Raw genomic sequence first — 17,688 nt, forward strand, 5'->3', positions numbered from 1 at the left:
TTGCTCCCCCTAGAAACCACTCTCGCGCACGCCCAACGCGGCCAGCCGGCGCCAGGCCGCGCCGAGCAGCGACTCGCGGGCGCCCTCCAGCACCACCACGCCACGCTGCGGCTGCAGCACGTCGCCAGCATCGCCCAGGACCGTCAGTTGCACGCCATATTGCGCCTGCAAGGGCTCGGCGCGTTGCTGGGCATCCCGGCGCACGGCAATCGGCCCGTGGCGGTCAGAGGCCAGTGCCTGCAGATCGAGGTAGGCCACACCGTTGGCATCCACCTGCTCCAGGCGCACCGGCAACGCGCGGCGGGCCGGGTCGTCGGCGATGAAGCGGCCTTCGCTGCCGGCCGCCACCCGCCACAGGTCGGCCTCGGCCAGGTAGCCGCGCAGGCGCACACCCGGCTCCACCACCCGGGCCAGCGTCTGCGCCGTGTTCAGCCACTGCCCTGGCGCCAGCTCGGCCGGCAGGTCACGCAGCACGCCAGTGCGGGGGGCGCGCAGCAGCAAGCGCTCGCGCCGGGCGGCCAGGCCGCGGTATTCGGCCACCGCCTCGGCCAGCTGCTGCTCGATCACCCCGGCATCGCTGGCGGTGGCGCTGCGCCCGGACTGACGGCGCAGCAGCAGCTGCAGTATCTCGATTTCCCGGCGCACGATGGCCTGGCGCGAGTCCAGGTCCGGCGACTCCAGCTCCAGCAGCAACTGGCCCTGGGCGACCGCCTGGCCATCGTGCACCTGCAGGCTTTTCAGGCGCGCCGCCACGGGCGCATGCAAGGCACTGACCCGCGATGCCTCGAGCATCGTCGGCACCTCCACCGCGCCGCGCCACGGTACCACCAGCAGGGCCAGCAGCAAGGCCAGGCCGGCAGCGACACGCAGCGCCTTGCCGGGCCGCGCCTGGGCACGCTGCTGCCACCAGTGCTGCAGCTCCTTGTATACCGGCAGGCCGATGAACCACACCAGCTCCACCAGCATCAGGAAGATCCCCAGTACCTTGAAGAACAGGTGATACACCGCCAGGGCGATGCCGAAGAACAGCACCGCGCGCCAGATCCACGCGCCATAGCCCCACACCAGCAGGCGCCGGCGCAGGGCCGGCGGCCAGGGTTCCGGCATGGGTTGGCCGTAGCCGAACAGCGCCTCGCGCAGGCGCCAGCGGCACAGGGCGAAGGCCCGTTGCTGGAGGTTTTCGACGCTCCACAGGTCGCTGACCAGGAAGTAGCCGTCAAAGCGCATGAACGGGTTGAGGTTGACCAGCAAGGTGGTGATCCAGGTGGCGCTGGCCAGCATGAAGGCAGCGGTGCGCAATGGCCCGTCGGGCAACAAGGACCAGGCCAGCAGCGCCAGCACCGCCAGCACCAGCTCGGCGAACACGCCACCGGCATCGATCAGCAGGCGCGAACGCCGGTCGCTGACCCGCCAGGCGTCACTGACATCGGTGTAGAACATCGGCAGCAGCACCATGAACGCCAGGCCCATGCTCTGCACCCGGCAGCCGGCGCGCTTGGCCATGTAGGCATGGCCGAACTCGTGGCACAGCTTGGCAAAGCCCAAGGCCAGGCCGAAGGCGAGCATGCCGGCGAAACTGAACAGGTGAGGAAACGTGGCGATGAAGCGTGACCAGTCGCGCAGCACCAGGAACAGGCCGAGCACCAGCAGCAGCGGCAGGCCGATGCGCAGCAGCCAGCCGCCATGGCGTTCGAGGGTGGGCCAGGTGCGGTTGAGAAAGGCGTCCGGGCGCCACAGCGGAATGCGGAAGAACAGGTACTGGTGCAGGGCTTTTTTCCACAGGCTCTGGCGGATGGAGGCCGCCTTGTCGGCGTAGCTCTGGCGCTGGCGAGGGTCCTGCGCCGTCAGCAGATCGTGGTGGCCAAGAAACGTCAGCAGGTCCTGCAGGGCCTCGCCATCCAGCGGCGCCCCGGGTTCGGCGTTGGCGGCATCGAGCACCTGTCGCGGTTCCCCCAGCGACCAGTGGCGCAGCAGGCGCACGGCGGCGGCGCCGAGCTTGAAGTAACGGCCCCGCAACGGGTCGGCCAAGGTCCATTGCGGCGCGCCGTCCAAGGCAGCCGCCGCTGGCGACAGCTGCAGGTCCGCCCGCAGCGCCGGCAGCATTACAGGCCCAACCCTTGACGCAGCGCTGCCAGTGGCTTGCGCAGCAGGTAGTAGGCCAGTGGCGCGCGTTCGCCGTACAGCTTGGCCGTACCGCGCAGGCCGATGCGTGGCGGCGTGTCGCTGAAGGCCGCATCCAGGCGGTAGGCCAGTTGCCCGGCGGCGGTGGCCTGGGCCTCGTAGGCGGCGCGCTCCAGCGTGGCCTGGTGCCGATGCAGCGGGTCGCTGTCGAGAAACAGCGCCACTTCGGCCCCTGTCTGCAAGGCGATGGCATCGCCCACCGGCAACTCCATGCGCAGCTCGGCCTGGGCCGGGTCGGCCAGTTGCATCAGGCGCTCGCCGGTCTGCACCGGCTTGCCGGTCCAGCGCTCGGCGTCGGCGAACACCGCGATGCCCGCGCGCTCGGCGCGGATCTCGCTGCGCGCCAGCAACTGCCGGGCATACTCGAGTTCGGCGCGCTTCTGCTCCACGCGCGCCGCCAGCAAATCGAGGCGCGCGCTGGACTCGGCATCGGAAAAGGCGCGCTGGGTGCTGGCTTTGTGCTCGGCCTCGGCCACGCCCAGGGCGCGCTCGGCAACATCGGCCTGGGCCTTGAGCGTGGTGGCGTCGAAGCGTACCAGCAGCTCGCCGGCCGCCACCGTCTGGTTGGGCTTGACCAGGAATTCGGCGACCACCCCGTCCAACGGCGCCGCCACCACCCAGCCGCCACGCGGCACCACTTCGGCCGGCGCCAGCACCGACTGGCGCACCGGCACCAGCAGCACCAGCAAGGCCATGCCGAGCACCGCCAGCAGACGCTTGCGAGGCCAGCGTAGACGCCAGGGGCGCACCGGGTCCAAGGCCTGCCAGGCGTGGGCGTAGGCTTCGCCCAACTGCGCCAGCAAGGCTTGCTCGGAGGCATTGAAAGCGTGCTCGCGGGCCAGCCACAGGCCACCGAAGGCACTGCCCTGGCGGTCGAGCAACGGCAACCAGAATGCCTGCCCGGCGGACAGCGCCTGCCAGTCGGCGAGCGCCTGGGCGTCGAGCTGGCTCACCTTGACCGGCCCTGCGATGCCCGCCGCCTGAAGCTTGCCGGCCGCTCGCTCGACAAAGGCCACGAACGGCGCGTTGGCCTCGACCACGCTGATCCCGGTCAACGCCCGCACCTTGCCGGCAATCAGCAAGGCCGCATGACGAAAGCCGAACAGCACCTGGCCGTCGTTGACCATGGCAAAGGCCAGTTGCTCGGTGCTGCCAGCCTGGCGGGCCTGGCGCTCCAGGCCGAGGAACAGCGCGAAGGCCCGTTCCGCCGCGCCACTGGCGACGGCGGTCATGGCTGTTCCGGGAAGCTGGCGGTGCCGCTCATGCCTGCCAGCAAGCCGCGGGCGTCTTCCGGCAGCTCGCCGATCAGCAGCAAGGTCTGGCTGCCTTCATCGATACGCGCGCCTACCCGCTTGACCTTGGCCCCCAGCGGCTGGCCGGTTTCGTCGGGGGTGAACTGGAAGGCCTGCCCCGGCTTGAGCCGCGCCAGCCAGCGCGATGGCACCAGCAGCTGGATCTCCAGCGAGCGGTTGTCCACCACCTCCATCAACGGCGCGCCGTTGGCCACGCTTTCATGGGGCTGGGCACGGCGCTGCACCACCCGGCCATCGAACGGAGCGGTGACCACGCAGCGTTTGACCTGCACCTGGTACACCTGGGCTTCGGCCTGGGCCTGGGCCTGCTTGGCGTCGGCCAGCGACACTTCGAACTGGCCCACCGATTTCAGCGCGGCCAGTTGGCGGTTGTGGTTGAGTTCTTCGCGGGCGGCGCGCACGGCGGCCTGGGCGGCGTTGAGCTGGGCCTGGTAGGCCGAGCAGTCGAAACGGGCCAGGGTGCTGCCTTTCTTGAAATCTTCGCCGTCGGCGTAGGGCATCTCGACGATGCGCCCGGCCAGCTCGCTGGCCAGCACGGCCTGGTCGCGGGCCCGCAACACGCCCCGGGCATTGTGCCCGGCGCCCGCCTCGCTGGCGGTGGCGGAGGTGCCCAGCAACGGGTCGCCCGGGGCCTCACTGGCCCAGGCCAGCGGCAGGTGCAACATACTCAAGGTCAGAGCCAGTCGAATCCCACGACACATGTTGCACACTCCCTTGCGAGCACTGTGGCCGGAGTGTACGAGAAAAGTGATGGCACGGATATATCATGGCGATGAACATCACGGCAGCCGGAATTGCCTGCCGGCAGTGCTCACTCGTCGCGCTGCGCGTGTGCCCCCAAGGCATAGAATTCCTGCAGTTTGGCCTGTAGAAGTGCCTTGTCCGGTAGACGTGTCTGGTACTCCGCTATCAACGCCGGAGACAAACTGCGGTTGAGCGCATATTCGACCACTTCGTCATCCTTGCTGGCGCACAGCAACACACCGATGGCCGGGTTTTCATGGGACTTGCGCTCGTTGCGGTCCAGGGCCTCGAGGTAGAAATCGAGCTTGCCCAGGTACTCCGGCTCGAAGCGACCGACCTTGAGCTCGATCGCCACCAGGCAGTTGAGGCCGCGATGGAAGAACAGCAGGTCCAGTGCGAAGTCGCGGCCGCCGACCTGCAGGGGGTATTGCGAACCGACGAAGCAGAAGTCCCGGCCCAATTCGATCAGGAACTCCTTCAGGCGGTCCATCAACGCGCCATGCAGGTCCGCTTCGGCATGCCCGCCAGGCAGACCGAGAAACTCAAGCATGTAAACGTCTCGGAAAACGTCCATCGCTGCTGGGTGAGTCTGTTTCAGAGCCTCTGAAACCTTGGCTGGCTGTGAAACGCTACGCTCGAACAGAGCCGCCTTCAGCTGGCGCTCCAATTCGCGCTTTGACCATTTTTCCTGTATCACCATGCGCACGTAGAATTCGCGTTCTTCCGCGCGTTTGCATTGGCTCAGTATGGTGTGATTGAGCGTCCACGGTAATTGTCTCACCAGTGGTGAGACAATTGGATCGTCGCGATATGCCTCATAAAACTGGCGCATCCGAAACAGGTTGGGCCTGGTAAACCCTCGCAAACCAGGCTGTTTCTGGGCAAGGTGCGCAGCCAGCTGGCTGACCACCGAATCGCCCCATTCGGACGCCTCCAACTTGCGACTGATATAAGCCCCCACCTGCCAGTACAGCTCGATCAACTGGCTGTTGACCGCCTGCACCGCCCGCTGCCGGGCCCCCTGAATCAATGCCAGCACTTCCTCGAAACGGTCATCATTCACCGCTGGAGGAGCTGCTGGCGCGTTCAGGTCTTGTTGTTTCGCGCTCATGCCTCGACTCCCTGTTTGCTTTCGGCAGGAAGTCTACTCCCGGCAAGCCAACGCCCGGCCCCAGCCACAGGGTTCAAGTGTTTCAAAAAACAAAGGGCACCCATCCACAGGTGCCCTTTGCCTTACCGCAAGGTGAACTGAATCACCCCATCGACCGCGCCCCCACCGTTTGCGCATGGCCCCGCGAGGTCACGATCCCCAGGAAGGAAATCACGATCGCCAGGCCCAGGGTCGAACTCACTTCCGCCCGGTGTTCGGGCGTGTACATCATCACCGCCAGCGCGCCGGCGATGAAGATGATCACCGCCCAGGTCAGGTACGGGAACAGCCACATGCGGAACTTCAGCTCAGTATTTTCGCGCTCCAGGCGGCGACGCATGCGCAGCTGGGAGATGGCGATGACCATGTACACCAGCAGCGCGATGGCGCCGGAGCTGGCCAGCAGGAACTCGAACACCCCCTTGGGCGCGAAGTAGTTGAGGATGGCGATGGCCGCGCCGATCAGGGTGCTGCCGAACACCGCCGCACGCGGCACGCCGACCTTGGAGGTGTTCTTGAGCATGGCCGGGGCATCGCCGCGCTTGGCCAGCGAATACATCATCCGCGAGGCAATGTAGATCGACGAGTTCATGCAGCTGGTCACCGCCACCAGCACCACCAGGTCGACCATGAACGCCGCGTTGGGGACGTTCATGATTTCCAGCGCGCGCTGGTACGAACCCACCACCGCCAGTTGCGGATCGTTCCACGGCACCACCGAGATGATCACGAAGATCGACAGGATGTAGAAGGTGCTGATGCGCCAGATCACCGAGCGGGTGGCCTTGGCGATGTTGCGCGACGGGTCGCTGGACTCGGAGGCGGCGATGGTCACCGCTTCCGTGCCGATGAAGCTGAACATCACCGTGATGAACGCGCCGATCACTGCCGACCAGCCGTTGGGCGCGAAGCCGCCGTGCTCGGCGATCAGCCCGCTGAGGCCGCTGACCTCGCGGTTGGGCAGCCAGCCCATCAGTGCAGCAAAGCCCAGGCCGATGAAGCCGAGGATCGCGGTGACCTTGAGAATGGCGAACCAGAACTCGAACTCGCCGTACTTGGCCACGCTGAACAGGTTGGTACCGGCCAGCAACAGCACCGAGGCCAGGGCGAAGATCCAGCTGGGGACATCGGGGAACCAGGCGTTGAGCACATGCCCCGCCGCCAGCGCCTCGATCGGGATCACCAGCACCCAGAACCACCAGTACAGCCAGCCGATGGTGTAGCCGGCCCAGCGGCCGATGGCCTGGTCGGCGTAGGTGGAGAACGATCCGGTGTCCGGGTGCGCCACGGCCATTTCGCCGAGCATGCGCATGACCAGCACCACCAAGGTTCCGGCCACGAAGTAAGAAATTATGGTCGCAGGGCCCGCCGCCGCGATGGCGTGGCCTGAACCGACGAAAAGTCCTGCGCCGATGATGCCGGCGATGGACAGCATCGTTACATGACGTGGCTTGAAACCTTGTGCAAGGTTGCCATCAGATCCCACGGTGTTCATTGATGTTGTTCTCTTTTTGCTGACACAAGGATGGACGGGCAGGCGTAGGCGAAAATATCTCCTTTCAAATCAATAAGTCGACAGGTTGCTGGCGCGTTTTTGTTGATCTTTGGCGCGCATCACAGCGCAAGGTGCCGTGCGGTTCGGGGTTCATTTAAGCCCTGCGGGGCAGCGGGAAATTACACGAGAACGCCTCGGAACTGTTCGATCACGACAGGGCATTTCCATAAACGCCAGATGTCGCGAATGGCATGCCCGATCGCGTCACCCGGCCATTTGGAGCTTTTGTTTTTCATCTGGATGTGTGTTGCCAGGCCCGGCCCTTTCGCGGCTGAAGCCGCTCCCACAGGTCCTGCACACTATTTGAAATCTGTGCGATCCGTGGGAGCGGCTTTAGCCGCGAAGGGGCCGGTACAGGCGAACACAGCTTGATAACTCTCACCTATCTCGCCATCCGATCAAACGATTGGCCCGCCTTTCCCCTCCTGGTGAACCATCGGCGCCAGCGGCCACCCTGCGCCGCCAGCCAAACCCAAGGAGAAAAAGATGGCCAAGATTGTCTGTGTGCTCTACGACGACCCGGTTACCGGTTACCCGCAAAGCTACGCCCGCGACGACCTGCCGGTGCTGGAGCGCTACCCGGACGGCCAGACCCTGCCGACACCCAAGGCGATCGACTTCCAGCCCGGCCAGCTGCTGGGCAGCGTGGGTGGCGAACTGGGCCTGCGCAAATACCTGGAGAGCAACGGCCACCAGCTGGTGGTGACCTCCAGCAAGGACGGCGCCGACAGCGTGCTGGACCGCGAGCTGCAGGATGCCGAGATCATCATCTCGCAGCCGTTCTGGCCGGCCTACATGACCGCCGAACGCATCGCCAAGGCCCCCAAGCTGAAGATGATCGTCACCGCCGGCATCGGCTCGGACCACACCGACCTGCAAGCCGCCATGGAACGCGGCATCACCGTCGCCGAAGTCACCTACTGCAACAGCCACAGCGTGGCCGAGCATGTGCTGATGATGATCCTCGGCCTGGTGCGCAACTACATCCCGTCCTACAACTGGGTGGTCAAGGGCGGCTGGAACATCGCCGACTGCGTGGCCCGCGCCTACGACCTAGAAGGCATGAACGTCGGCACCGTGGCCGCCGGGCGCATCGGCCTGCGCGTGCTGCGCCTGCTCAAGCCGTTCGACGTCAAGCTGCACTACATGGACCGCCACCGCCTGCCGGAAAGCGTCGAGCGCGAGCTCAACCTGACCTACCACAGCACCCTGGAAAGCCTGGCCAAGGTCTGCGACGTGGTCACCTTGAACTGCCCGCTGCACCCGGAAACCGAACACATGATCAATGCCGACACGCTGAAATACTTCAAGCGTGGCGCCTACCTGATCAACACCGCGCGCGGCAAGCTGTGCGACCGCAACGCCATCGCCGGGGCGCTGGAAAGCGGCCAGCTGGCCGGTTATGCCGGCGACGTGTGGTTCCCGCAGCCGGCCCCGGCCGACCACCCGTGGCGGCACATGCCGCACCACGGCATGACCCCGCACATCTCCGGCACCACCCTGTCGGCCCAGGCGCGCTATGCCGCCGGCACCCGGGAAATCCTCGAGTGCTACTTCGAAAACCGGCCGATCCGCGACGAGTACCTGATCGTCCAGGGTGGCCGCCTGGCCGGGGTCGGTGCGCACTCCTACAGTGCCGGCAACGCCACCGGCGGCTCGGAAGAAGCCGCGCGCTTCAAGCGTTGAGCCATGACGGCCTCGACAACCGCCAGCAGTAGTCTGATCCGACGCCGTCCAGCAGTGATCCTGCTGGCCGGCCTCGGCTCGCTCGCAGGCCTCGGTGCGCTCGGCGCCCTCGCCCACTTCAGCGGCAACGCCTGGGTGATGGGGTCGTTCGGTGCCTCCTGCGTGCTGCTGTTCGGCTTTCCAGATGGCCCGTTCTCGCGGCCACGCAACCTGGTCGGCGGGCACCTGCTGTCGACCACGGTAGGGTTGCTGGTGCTGCATTACGGCGGCTCGGAGTGGTACTTCATGGCCCTGGCCGGTGCCCTGGCATTGATGCTGATGCTGGCCACCGACACCGTGCACCCACCGGCGGGGAGCAACCCGGTGATCATCTTCCTGGCGCAGCCGGGGTGGGATTTCCTGGTGATGCCGACCTTGGCTGGAGTGCTGGTGCTCCTGGTGATCAGCCAGGCTTGGCGCTGGGCTTCCAGGCCTCGGTAAACCTGTACTGGCGTCTTCGCGGGTAAACCCGCTCCCACAGGTACTGCACACACCTCAAAACTTGTGCGATCCCTGTGGGAGCGGGTTCACCCGCGAATGGGCCGGCACAGCCCGTACATCTCTCAAGGCAGAACGCGATCCGCCCATCCCTGCAGATCCAGGCTCTCCAGCTCCCCCAACGCCGCCGCCAGCAACGGGCTGCGCACTGCTTCGTCACGCACCAGCAAGCCCATCTCGCGGCTCAGCTCCGGCACCAGCACCCGCGCCGCCAACGGCCCGTCCGTCTGGCACAGCACGCTGTGCGGCAAGATGCTGAACAACCCCGCATGCCGCACATGGGCACACAGCGCCGTCAACGAATCGGTCTCCACCCGCGGCTCCACCGCCAACCCCTGGCGCTGGAACATCGCATCGATCCCCTGCCGGCACTGCATCTTCGCCGCCAGCAAACACAGCGGCAGGCGCGCCGCCGCTTCCCAGCTCTCCGGCCCGTCAACGTCGAAACTGCCCTCCCCGGCCGCCACCAGCACATAGCGCTCACGGAACACCGTGCGCACCGAGCAGGCCGCCAGCGGCGCGTCGTCCAGGTAGCTGAGCCCCAGGTCCAGTTCGAAGGCATCGAGCTTGCGCTGGATCTCCTGGGCGGACAGGGTCTGGATTTCATGGCGCATGCGCGGAAAACGCGCCAGGCAGCGCTGGGTCAGCAGCGGCGCCAGGGGCAAGGCCGCCGGAATCACCCCCAGGCGCAAGGTACCCACCGGGTCGCCTTCGTCGGCGCGGGCGTCCTGGCGCAAGCCTTCACAGTCGGCCAGCACCCGCCTGGCCCAGGCCAGCACCCGCTCGCCATCCTGGGTGAAACCCTCGAAACGCCGACCGCGCTGAACGATGACGATGCCGAGCTCTTCCTCGATGCTGCGAATGGCACCGGACAACGCCGGCTGCGAAACATGGCAGGCCTGGGCGGCACGGCCGAAGTGCTTTTCCCGGGCCAGGGCGACCAGGTAGTTGAGCTGGCGAATGAACATGGCAGCAAGGGCTCCTGCCAGGCCACTACGGCGCATCCGTGGGCCTGATCGTATTGTCTTTGCCGCAGTATCACCGCACCGCTTGCCGATGCTCAACCGGCAGCCGACGATGTTGTGACGCAGACAAAAAAGCCCCGGTTACCCGGGGCCTCTGTTGCTCAGGCGTCTGCCTACGCCTGCCCAGTGCGCTCGAAGCGCGTGGCCAGCAACAGGTAAGCGAAGATCCCCAGCACGCCATGGGCGGCCACGAACCAGAGGGCGTTGTGGAACGAGCCGGTGCTCGCCACCACGTAACCGATCACCAGCGGGGTGACGATGCCGGCGGTGTTGCCGATGCCGTTGAACACGCCACCACACAGCCCGACCATCTTCTTCGGCGCCACGTCCGACAGCACCGCCCAGCCCACCGCCGCAAGGCCCTTGCCGAAGAAGGCCAGGGTCATCAGGGCGATCACCGCGGCGTTGCCATCCACATAGTTGGCCAGGACCAGGCTGGTGGACAGTGCCATGCCGATGATGAACGGGGTCTTGCGCGCCTTGGACGGATGCACGCCGCGGCGGATCAGGTAGTCGGAGACGAAGCCGCCGAGCACCCCGCCACTGAAGCCGCAGATGGCCGGCAGCGCGGCGACCCAGCCGGCCTCCATGATGCTCATGCCGCGGCCCTTGATCAGGTAGATCGGGAACCAGGTGATGAAGAAGTAGGTGAGCGCAGTGATGCAGTACTGGCCCAGGTACACCGCCCACAGGTTGCGGCTGGTGAACAGCTGCAGGACTTCGGCACGGGTCGGCTTGCTGGTGGCGGTCTTGCGTTCCCGTTCCAGGTCGACCAACGCGCCACCTTCTCGCATGTAGTCGAGTTCCTCGCGGCTCAGCCCCGGCGCGCTGTGCGGCTCGTGATACAGGCGGAACCACACCACGCTCAACGCCAGGCCCAGCACGCCCATCCAGATGAACACCTGCTCCCAGCTCAGGCTGTGGGTCATCCACGCCATCAGCGGGGCGAACACCACCACCGCCATGTACTGCGCCGAGTTGAACAGCGCCGAAGCGGTGCCGCGCTCGCTGGTCGGGAACCAGCAGCTGACGATGCGCGAGTTGGCCGGGAACGCCGGCGACTCCACCAGGCCGAGCATGAAGCGCATGGAGAACAGCGCCACCGCCGCCGACACGCCGGCCAGGCCCATCCAGCCCACCGTGCCCTGCAGCAGGGTGAACAGTGACCAGAGAATCAGGCTCACCCCATACACCCGGCGGGCGCCGAAGCGGTCGAGCAGGATGCCGCCCGGCACCTGGCCCAGGGCGTAGGCCCAGGCGAACGCGGAGAAGATCATGCCGAGCATCACCGGATCGAGGCTGAGGCTCTTGAGCACCTCGGTGCCGGTGATCGACAGGGTGGAACGGTCGGCGAAGTTGATCACCGTGATGACGAAGATCAGCGCCAGGACCCGGAAGCGGTGACGGCCGGTCCCGGCCATGGCCTGGGGAATGGCGACGGCGGATTTGCTGTTCATGTGGACCCTCTTGCTTCTCGTTGGAAGCGATTGTTCTTGTACAGAGAAGGTGTGGCCCTTGGGCCTTGGATTGCCTGTGCCGGCCTCTTCGCGGCTAAAGCCGCTCCCACAAGGTTCTCTACAGTTTCAGCACCGGCGATGCCCCTGTGGGAGCGGGTTTACCCGCGAAGAGGCCCTAGAGGTGAATCACCCGGTTCGGCAGCACCTCACCGCGAAAACAGGCTTGAAGGTTGTCCAGCACCATGCGCCCCATCTCCAGCCGGGTCTGCAACGTGGCACTGCCGCGATGCGGCTGCAGGCTCACCTGGTTCAGGTCACGCATGGCCGGCGGCACGTTCGGTTCATCGACGAACACATCCAGCCCGGCCCCGGCGATGCGCTGTTCACGCAACGCCTCGACCAACGCCGCTTCATCGACCAGCTTGCCGCGCGCCACATTGACCAGGTAGCCCTGCGGCCCCAGCGCATCGAGCACCTCGCGCGTCACCAGCACCTGCCCGCCATCGGCGGACGCGGCCACCACCAGCACGTCCACCGAACGCGCCAGCGCGAGCAGATCGGGCTCATAGCGGTAGCCGCTTTGCGGCTGCTCGCGCCGCCCGTTGTAGGCGATGCCCATGTCGAATGCCGCGGCGCGCCGGGCGATGGCCTTGCCGACTTCACCCAGCCCGACGATGCCCAGTTCGATACCACTGACCTTGCGCGCCAGCGGCAGGTTGACCGTGCCCCACAGCCCGTCACGCACCAGCCGCTCGCCTTCGCCCAGGCGGCGCAAGGTGCTGATGATCAGGCCCATGGCCAGGTCGGCGACATCGGCGGTGAGCACGCCCGGCGTGGTGCTGACCTGGATGTTGCGGCTGGCCGCATGGCGCAGGTCCACCGCATCGGTGCCGATGCCGCTGATGGCGATGATTTCGAGGTTCGGCAGCTGGTCCATCAGCGCGTTGGACAGGCCCTTGGCACCGCCGGTAACCACCCCGCGTATACGCGGGCCGACTTCGTCGAGCAGCGCTTGCGGGTTGCCGTGCTGGTACAGGCGATGCACCTGGTAGGCGCTCTGTAGCTGGGCATCGATGGCCTCGGGGACGGGCTGGGTCAGCAGCACGTCGATGGCGTCGTTGTTCATCGTGGGCATCCGGCAGTTCGAAGACATGACTCGATGCTAGGCCGGCATTTGATACAGGTCTAATATAGATGCTGGATCGAATAATTCAGGAATTGAATCATGGAGCTGCACCAGTTGCGCTGCTTCGTCGCCGTCGCCGAAGAGCTGCATTTCGGCCGCGCCGCCCAACGCCTGCACATGACCCAGCCGCCGCTGAGCCGGCAGATTCAGCTGCTGGAGCATTCCCTCGGGGTACTGTTGCTGGAACGCAACAATCGCCAGGCACGTCTGACCCTGGCCGGGCAGAGCTTTCTCGAAGATGCCCGGCGCATCCTGCACATCGCCGACACCGCCAGCCATTCGGCGCGGCGTATCGCCCACGGCGAGGCCGGCCGGTTGACCCTGGGCTTCACCGCAGTCGGCGCCTACAGCATGATCCCGCGCCTGCTGGTGCACGCCGGGCAGACCTTGCCGGACATCGAACTGGTGCTCAGCGAAAGCGTTTCCAGCACCCAGGTGCACGACCTGGAGGCGAGCCTGATCGACCTTGGCCTGGTACGCCAGGTGCTGCCCAGCGCGCGCGTGGAATACCTGCCGATCCACCGCGAGCCGTTCGTCGCGGCGCTGCCGGCCGGGCATCCGCTGGCGGCGCGCGAGCGGGTCAGGCCAAGCGATTTCCATGAGCAGCCGTTCGTGATGTACAGCGCCGGTGAAGGGCGCTACCTGCATGACCGCATCGCCAACCTGTTCGCCCGGCACGAGGTGCAGCCGCGCTATCAGCACAGGCTGGGACAGACGCATTCGATCCTGGGCTTGGTCAATGTGGGGCTTGGATGCGCGGTGGTGCCGGCTTCGGCGCAGGCCTTACGGCTGGAGCAGGTGGTGTTCAGGCCGCTGGCGGGGATGGAGCAGCAGGCGGAGATCTTCCTGGCGTTCTGCCGGGACAACCCCAACCCGGTGCTGGGGGCCTTCGTCGAGATGGCGCGGGCGTTTTTCGAGAAGGGATAAACTGTGCCGGCCCTTTCGCGGGTAAACCCGCTCCCACAGGTACAGCGCCAGCCGTGAAGGTGACGCTGTACCTGTGGGAGCGGGTTTACCCGCGAAGAGGCCAGCAGCCTTAACGCACCAGGCAAGGCCGCTTGTTGTCGAAGCTCCACCCGGGAATCAGGAACTGCATCGCCACGCTGTCATCCCGCGCGCCGAGCCCCATGTTGCGGTAGCACTCATGGGCCTTGGCCAGCTGGTCTTCATCCAGCTCGACCCCCAGCCCCGGCCGCGCCGGCACCCGCACATGGCCATCGACGATCTTCAGCGGCTCACGGGTCAGGCGCTGGCCGTCCTGCCAGATCCAGTGGGTATCGATGGCAGTGATCTCACCCGGTGCCGCCGCCGCCACCTGGGTGAACATCGCCAGCGAAATGTCGAAGTGGTTGTTCGAGTGCGAGCCCCAGGTCAGCCCCCAGTCATTGCACATCTGCGCCACCCGTACCGAGCCCTGCAACGTCCAGAAGTGCGGGTCGGCCAGGGGGATGTCCACCGATTGCAGCTGGATCGCATGGCCCATCTGCCGCCAGTCGGTGGCGATCATGTTGGTGGCGGTCGGCAGGCCGGTGGCGCGGCGGAACTCTGCCATCACCTCGCGGCCCGAGTAGCCGTTCTCGGCGCCGCACGGGTCTTCGGCATAGGCCAGCACGTCGTGCTTGTCGCGGCACAGGGCGATGGCTTCCTTGAGTGACCAGGCGCCGTTCGGGTCGAGGGTGATGCGCGCCTCGGGGAAGCGCTCGGCCAGGGCCGTCACTGCTTCCATCTCCTCTTCACCGCGCAGCACGCCGCCCTTGAGCTTGAAGTCGCTGAAGCCATAGCGCTGCTTGGCCGCCTCGGCCAGGCGCACCACCGCGTCCGGGGTCAGGGCCTTCTCGTGGCGCAGGCGGAACCAGTCGTCGTCGGCATCGGCCTCGTTGCGATAGGCCAGGTCGGTCTGCTGGCGGTCGCCGATGTAGAACAGGTAACCGAGCATTTTCACCGCCTCGCGCTGCTGGCCTTCGCCGAGCAAGGCCGCCAGCGGCACGTCGAGGTGTTGGCCGAGCAGGTCGAGCATGGCCGACTCGATGGCGGTCACCGCGTGCACGGTGATGCGCAGGTCGAAGGTCTGCAGGCCGCGGCCGGCGGAGTCGCGGTTGGCGAAGGTCTGGCGCATGGCGTTGAGCACGCGCTGGTAGTGGCCGATCGGCTGGCCGACCACCAGGCTGCGGGCGTCTTCCAGGGTCTGGCGGATCTTCTCGCCGCCAGGCACTTCGCCCAGGCCGGTGTTGCCGGCGCTGTCGCGCAGCACCACGACGTTGCGGGTGAAGTACGGGCCATGGGCGCCACTGAGGTTGAGCAGCATGCTGTCATGGCCGGCCACCGGGATTACGCGCAGGTCTGTGACGACCGGGGTTTGCGTATGAACGGCGGGATTGGTCTGCATATTCATGGTTGTCGTCTCACAGTCATCAGTGGGTCTGACCCAGGACCGAAGGGGCCTTGAGGTCGTCAGTAGGAGCGCCCTTTGGGCGAAGGCGTACGAAGAAGATGGCGATGGCGGCCAGCACCGAGGTCACGGCCAGGCCGTACAGCCCGCCCTGGATCGACCCGGTCTGCTGCTCCAGCAGGCCGAAGGTGGTGGGCGCGACGAAGCCGCCGAGGTTGCCCACCGAGTTGATCAGCGCGATCACCGCCGCGGCGATGCGGGCATCCAGGTAGCCCTGGGGGATCGGCCAGAACAGCGACGAGGCCGACTTGAAACCGATGGCGGCGAAGCACACCGCGACGAAGGCGAAGATCGGCCCGCCGGTGGTCGACATGAACATGCCGATGGCGGCCACCACCAGCGCACCGGCCACCCAGGCCTGCTGGAACTTCCAGCGCACGGAGCCGGCGGCGAAAGCGTACATGGCAATGATCGAGATCAGCCACGGGATCGAGTTGAAGAAGCCGACCTGCAGGTCGCTGAGGTCGCCCATGCGCTTGATGATGCTCGGCAGCCAGAAGGTGGCGGCGTAGATGGTCAGCTGGATGCAGAAGTAGATCAGGCAGAACAGCACGATCTGGCGGTCCTTGAGCAGGCTCCAGGCCGACGGCTTCACCGCGCCGACCGCTTCGCGCTCACGCTGCTCGCGGTCGATGGTGGCCACCAGTGCGTCCTGCTCGGCCTGGCTCAGCCACTTGGCGTCCTGGGGTTTGGAGTCGAGCCAGAAGTAGACGAAGAAGCACAGGGTCACCGAGGCCATGCCTTCGATGAACAGCATCCACTGCCAGCCATGCAGGCCCAGCCCCTGGATCTGCATCAGCGCCCCGGCCAGCGGGCCGGAAATCAGCGAGGCGAAGGCCGAGCCGCTGAGGAAGATGGCGATCGCCTTGCCGCGCTCGGCGCCCGGCAGCCAACGGGTGAAGTAGTAGATCACCCCGGGGAAGAAGCCCGCCTCGGCCACGCCGAGCAGGAAGCGCAGCACGTAGAACTGGGTCTCGGTCTGCACGAAGGCCATGGCCGTCGCCACCAGGCCCCAGGTGAACATGATGCGGGTCAGCCACAGGCGCGCGCCGACTTTCTGCAACAGCATGTTGGACGGCACTTCGAACAGGGCATAGCCGATGAAGAACAGCCCCGCGCCGAAGCCATAGGCGGCGGCGCTGATGCCCAGGTCGCTTTCCAGGTGCGGGCGGACGAAGCCGATGTTGACGCGGTCGAGGTAGTTGACGATGAACATGATGACGAACAGCGGCAGGACGTGACGCTTGACCTTGGCCACGGCACTGGCCAAGGGGTCGCCTTCATTCCGGGCAGACGGAGCGAGGGTATCGTTCACTGGTGGATCTCCCACTAATTGTTTTTGTGCGGGTCGAAGAGGTGTGACGTGACAGTGGGAACGAGCATATGCGTCGCGAGGTTGTACGACAAGATGCCGAATGTCGCCCAATAGGCAAAGTACAAGCTCATTAAGAGCAATTTTGACGCGATCATGCTGGCAATGTGTTAAACAGGCTAGAACGACGCGGGGAAAATTCGGGCAATAAATATTTTTATCGATTAACTTGTCGTACAAGCAAGCCGCTCAGGACAGACCGATGACACAACCACCCGCCAAACGCAGCCACAGCCGTGCCCACGACCTGGTGTCGAGCCTGACCCAGCAGATTCTCCTCGGCACCTTCAAGCCCGGCGACAAGCTGCCCTCGGAAAACACCCTGGTGCGCGAACACGGCGTCAGCCGCACCGTGGTCCGCGAAGCGCTGTCGAAGTTGCAGGCCTCGGGCCTGGTGGAGCCGCGTCATGGCATCGGCACCTTCGTGATGGAGCGCCAGGCCCAGGCGGGCCTGCGCGTGGGGGCGGAGAATGCCGCCAGCGTGCGTGACCTGCTGGAGTTGAGGATCGGGCTGGAGGGCCAGGCCGCCGCGTTGGCGGCAGTGCGCCGCAGTGACCAGCACCTGGCGCGGATGCGCCAGGCGCTGGACGACTATCAGGACCTGGCGGCGGCCGGCGACAGCTGCATCGAGGCGGACCGGCGTTTTCACCTGCTGATTGCCGAGGCCACGGGCAACCTGTATTTCAGCGAGATGATGGGGCAGCTGGGCAATGGCTTGATACCGCGTAACCGCATGGCCTTTGCCGAACGTGCCGGGGCCAACCTGGCGCGGCATGCTTACCTGGCCAACCTTGAGCACGAGGCGATCTTGAATGCCATCCGCCGCCAGGACCCGGATGCGGCGCGGGCGGCGATCTGCCTGCACCTGTCCAACAGCCGGGATCGGTTATTGCCGGACTAGGGGCCGCTTCGCGACCCATTCGCGGGTAAACCCGCTCCCACAGGGGATCGCGCAAGCTTTTCAATTCTTGAGCAAAACAGTTGTTCCCACAGGAACTGCACTGTGCCTGAAATCTGTGCAATTCCTGTGGGA

General features: G+C 66.0%; 14 protein-coding genes. 4 read left to right on the top strand and 10 right to left on the bottom strand.

The features are described 5' to 3' along the window. Nucleotides 1-9: 9 nt before the first annotated feature. The 5 genes from ACIP21_RS18585 to gabP form a co-directional block, all read right to left on the bottom strand. Nucleotides 10-2,103, bottom strand: a complete 2,094-nt coding sequence (locus tag ACIP21_RS18585) for an HlyD family efflux transporter periplasmic adaptor subunit (protein ID WP_400690412.1) — start codon at nucleotides 2,101-2,103, stop codon at nucleotides 10-12. Beyond that, nucleotides 2,103-3,413 carry an efflux RND transporter periplasmic adaptor subunit gene (locus ACIP21_RS18590; RefSeq protein WP_400690414.1) on the bottom strand — a complete coding sequence of 437 codons (1,311 nt, stop codon included), beginning with the start codon at nucleotides 3,411-3,413 and terminating at the stop codon, nucleotides 2,103-2,105. The genes ACIP21_RS18585 and ACIP21_RS18590 overlap by 1 nt, the downstream gene beginning before the upstream one ends. Then, entirely contained in the window at nucleotides 3,410-4,159 is a 750-nt protein-coding gene (locus ACIP21_RS18595) for an efflux RND transporter periplasmic adaptor subunit (protein ID WP_400690913.1), read from the bottom strand. The genes ACIP21_RS18590 and ACIP21_RS18595 overlap by 4 nt, the downstream gene beginning before the upstream one ends. Nucleotides 4,160-4,305: 146 nt before the next feature. Then, nucleotides 4,306-5,349 carry a YhcG family protein gene (locus ACIP21_RS18600; RefSeq protein WP_400690417.1) on the bottom strand — a complete coding sequence of 348 codons (1,044 nt, stop codon included), beginning with the start codon at nucleotides 5,347-5,349 and terminating at the stop codon, nucleotides 4,306-4,308. Nucleotides 5,350-5,491: 142 nt separating this feature from the next. Next, nucleotides 5,492-6,883 (bottom strand): GABA permease, encoded by a 1,392-nt coding sequence (gene gabP / locus ACIP21_RS18605; protein ID WP_400690419.1) that lies wholly within the window; start codon nucleotides 6,881-6,883, stop codon nucleotides 5,492-5,494. Between the two features lie 546 nt (nucleotides 6,884-7,429). On the opposite strand from gabP, the gene ACIP21_RS18610 reads away from it, so the two are divergent. Both ACIP21_RS18610 and ACIP21_RS18615 read left to right on the top strand, forming a co-directional pair. Continuing rightward, on the top strand, nucleotides 7,430-8,629 hold the full coding sequence (locus ACIP21_RS18610) for an NAD-dependent formate dehydrogenase (RefSeq protein ID WP_400690422.1): 1,200 nt from the start codon (nucleotides 7,430-7,432) through the stop codon (nucleotides 8,627-8,629). 3 nt (nucleotides 8,630-8,632) lie between these two features. Next, nucleotides 8,633-9,109 carry an HPP family protein gene (locus tag ACIP21_RS18615; protein ID WP_400690425.1) on the top strand — a complete coding sequence of 159 codons (477 nt, stop codon included), beginning with the start codon at nucleotides 8,633-8,635 and terminating at the stop codon, nucleotides 9,107-9,109. 122 nt (nucleotides 9,110-9,231) lie between these two features. Here ACIP21_RS18615 and ACIP21_RS18620 read toward each other — a convergent pair whose 3' ends face one another. The 3 genes from ACIP21_RS18620 to ACIP21_RS18630 form a co-directional block, all read right to left on the bottom strand. Continuing rightward, nucleotides 9,232-10,134 (bottom strand): LysR family transcriptional regulator, encoded by a 903-nt coding sequence (locus ACIP21_RS18620; protein WP_400690427.1) that lies wholly within the window; start codon nucleotides 10,132-10,134, stop codon nucleotides 9,232-9,234. A gap of 170 nt (nucleotides 10,135-10,304) precedes the next feature. After that, nucleotides 10,305-11,648 (bottom strand): MFS transporter, encoded by a 1,344-nt coding sequence (locus tag ACIP21_RS18625; protein WP_400690430.1) that lies wholly within the window; start codon nucleotides 11,646-11,648, stop codon nucleotides 10,305-10,307. 175 nt (nucleotides 11,649-11,823) lie between these two features. Further along, complete coding sequence (locus ACIP21_RS18630) at nucleotides 11,824-12,774, bottom strand: 2-hydroxyacid dehydrogenase (protein WP_400690431.1); 951 nt, start codon at nucleotides 12,772-12,774, stop codon at nucleotides 11,824-11,826. Between the two features lie 99 nt (nucleotides 12,775-12,873). On the opposite strand from ACIP21_RS18630, the gene ACIP21_RS18635 reads away from it, so the two are divergent. Continuing rightward, the gene (locus tag ACIP21_RS18635; protein ID WP_400690434.1) at nucleotides 12,874-13,761 is read left to right on the top strand and encodes a LysR substrate-binding domain-containing protein; all 888 of its coding nucleotides are present in this window, start codon (nucleotides 12,874-12,876) and stop codon (nucleotides 13,759-13,761) included. A gap of 109 nt (nucleotides 13,762-13,870) precedes the next feature. On the opposite strand, the gene gudD is transcribed toward ACIP21_RS18635, so the two are convergent. Then, nucleotides 13,871-15,226 carry a glucarate dehydratase gene (gudD, locus tag ACIP21_RS18640; protein WP_400690437.1) on the bottom strand — a complete coding sequence of 452 codons (1,356 nt, stop codon included), beginning with the start codon at nucleotides 15,224-15,226 and terminating at the stop codon, nucleotides 13,871-13,873. A 19-nt stretch (nucleotides 15,227-15,245) separates the two neighbouring features. After that, a complete protein-coding gene (locus tag ACIP21_RS18645; RefSeq protein WP_400690440.1) occupies nucleotides 15,246-16,598 on the bottom strand; it encodes an MFS transporter in 1,353 nt (450 codons plus the stop codon). Nucleotides 16,599-16,857: 259 nt separating this feature from the next. Here ACIP21_RS18645 and ACIP21_RS18650 point away from each other — a divergent pair, with 259 nt between their 5' ends. Beyond that, nucleotides 16,858-17,556, top strand: a complete 699-nt coding sequence (locus ACIP21_RS18650) for a FadR/GntR family transcriptional regulator (protein ID WP_400690443.1) — start codon at nucleotides 16,858-16,860, stop codon at nucleotides 17,554-17,556. Nucleotides 17,557-17,688 lie beyond the last annotated feature (132 nt).

It is taken from the genome of Pseudomonas sp. NPDC089401, from assembly GCF_044749485.1.
Lineage (GTDB): Bacteria > Pseudomonadota > Gammaproteobacteria > Pseudomonadales > Pseudomonadaceae > Aquipseudomonas.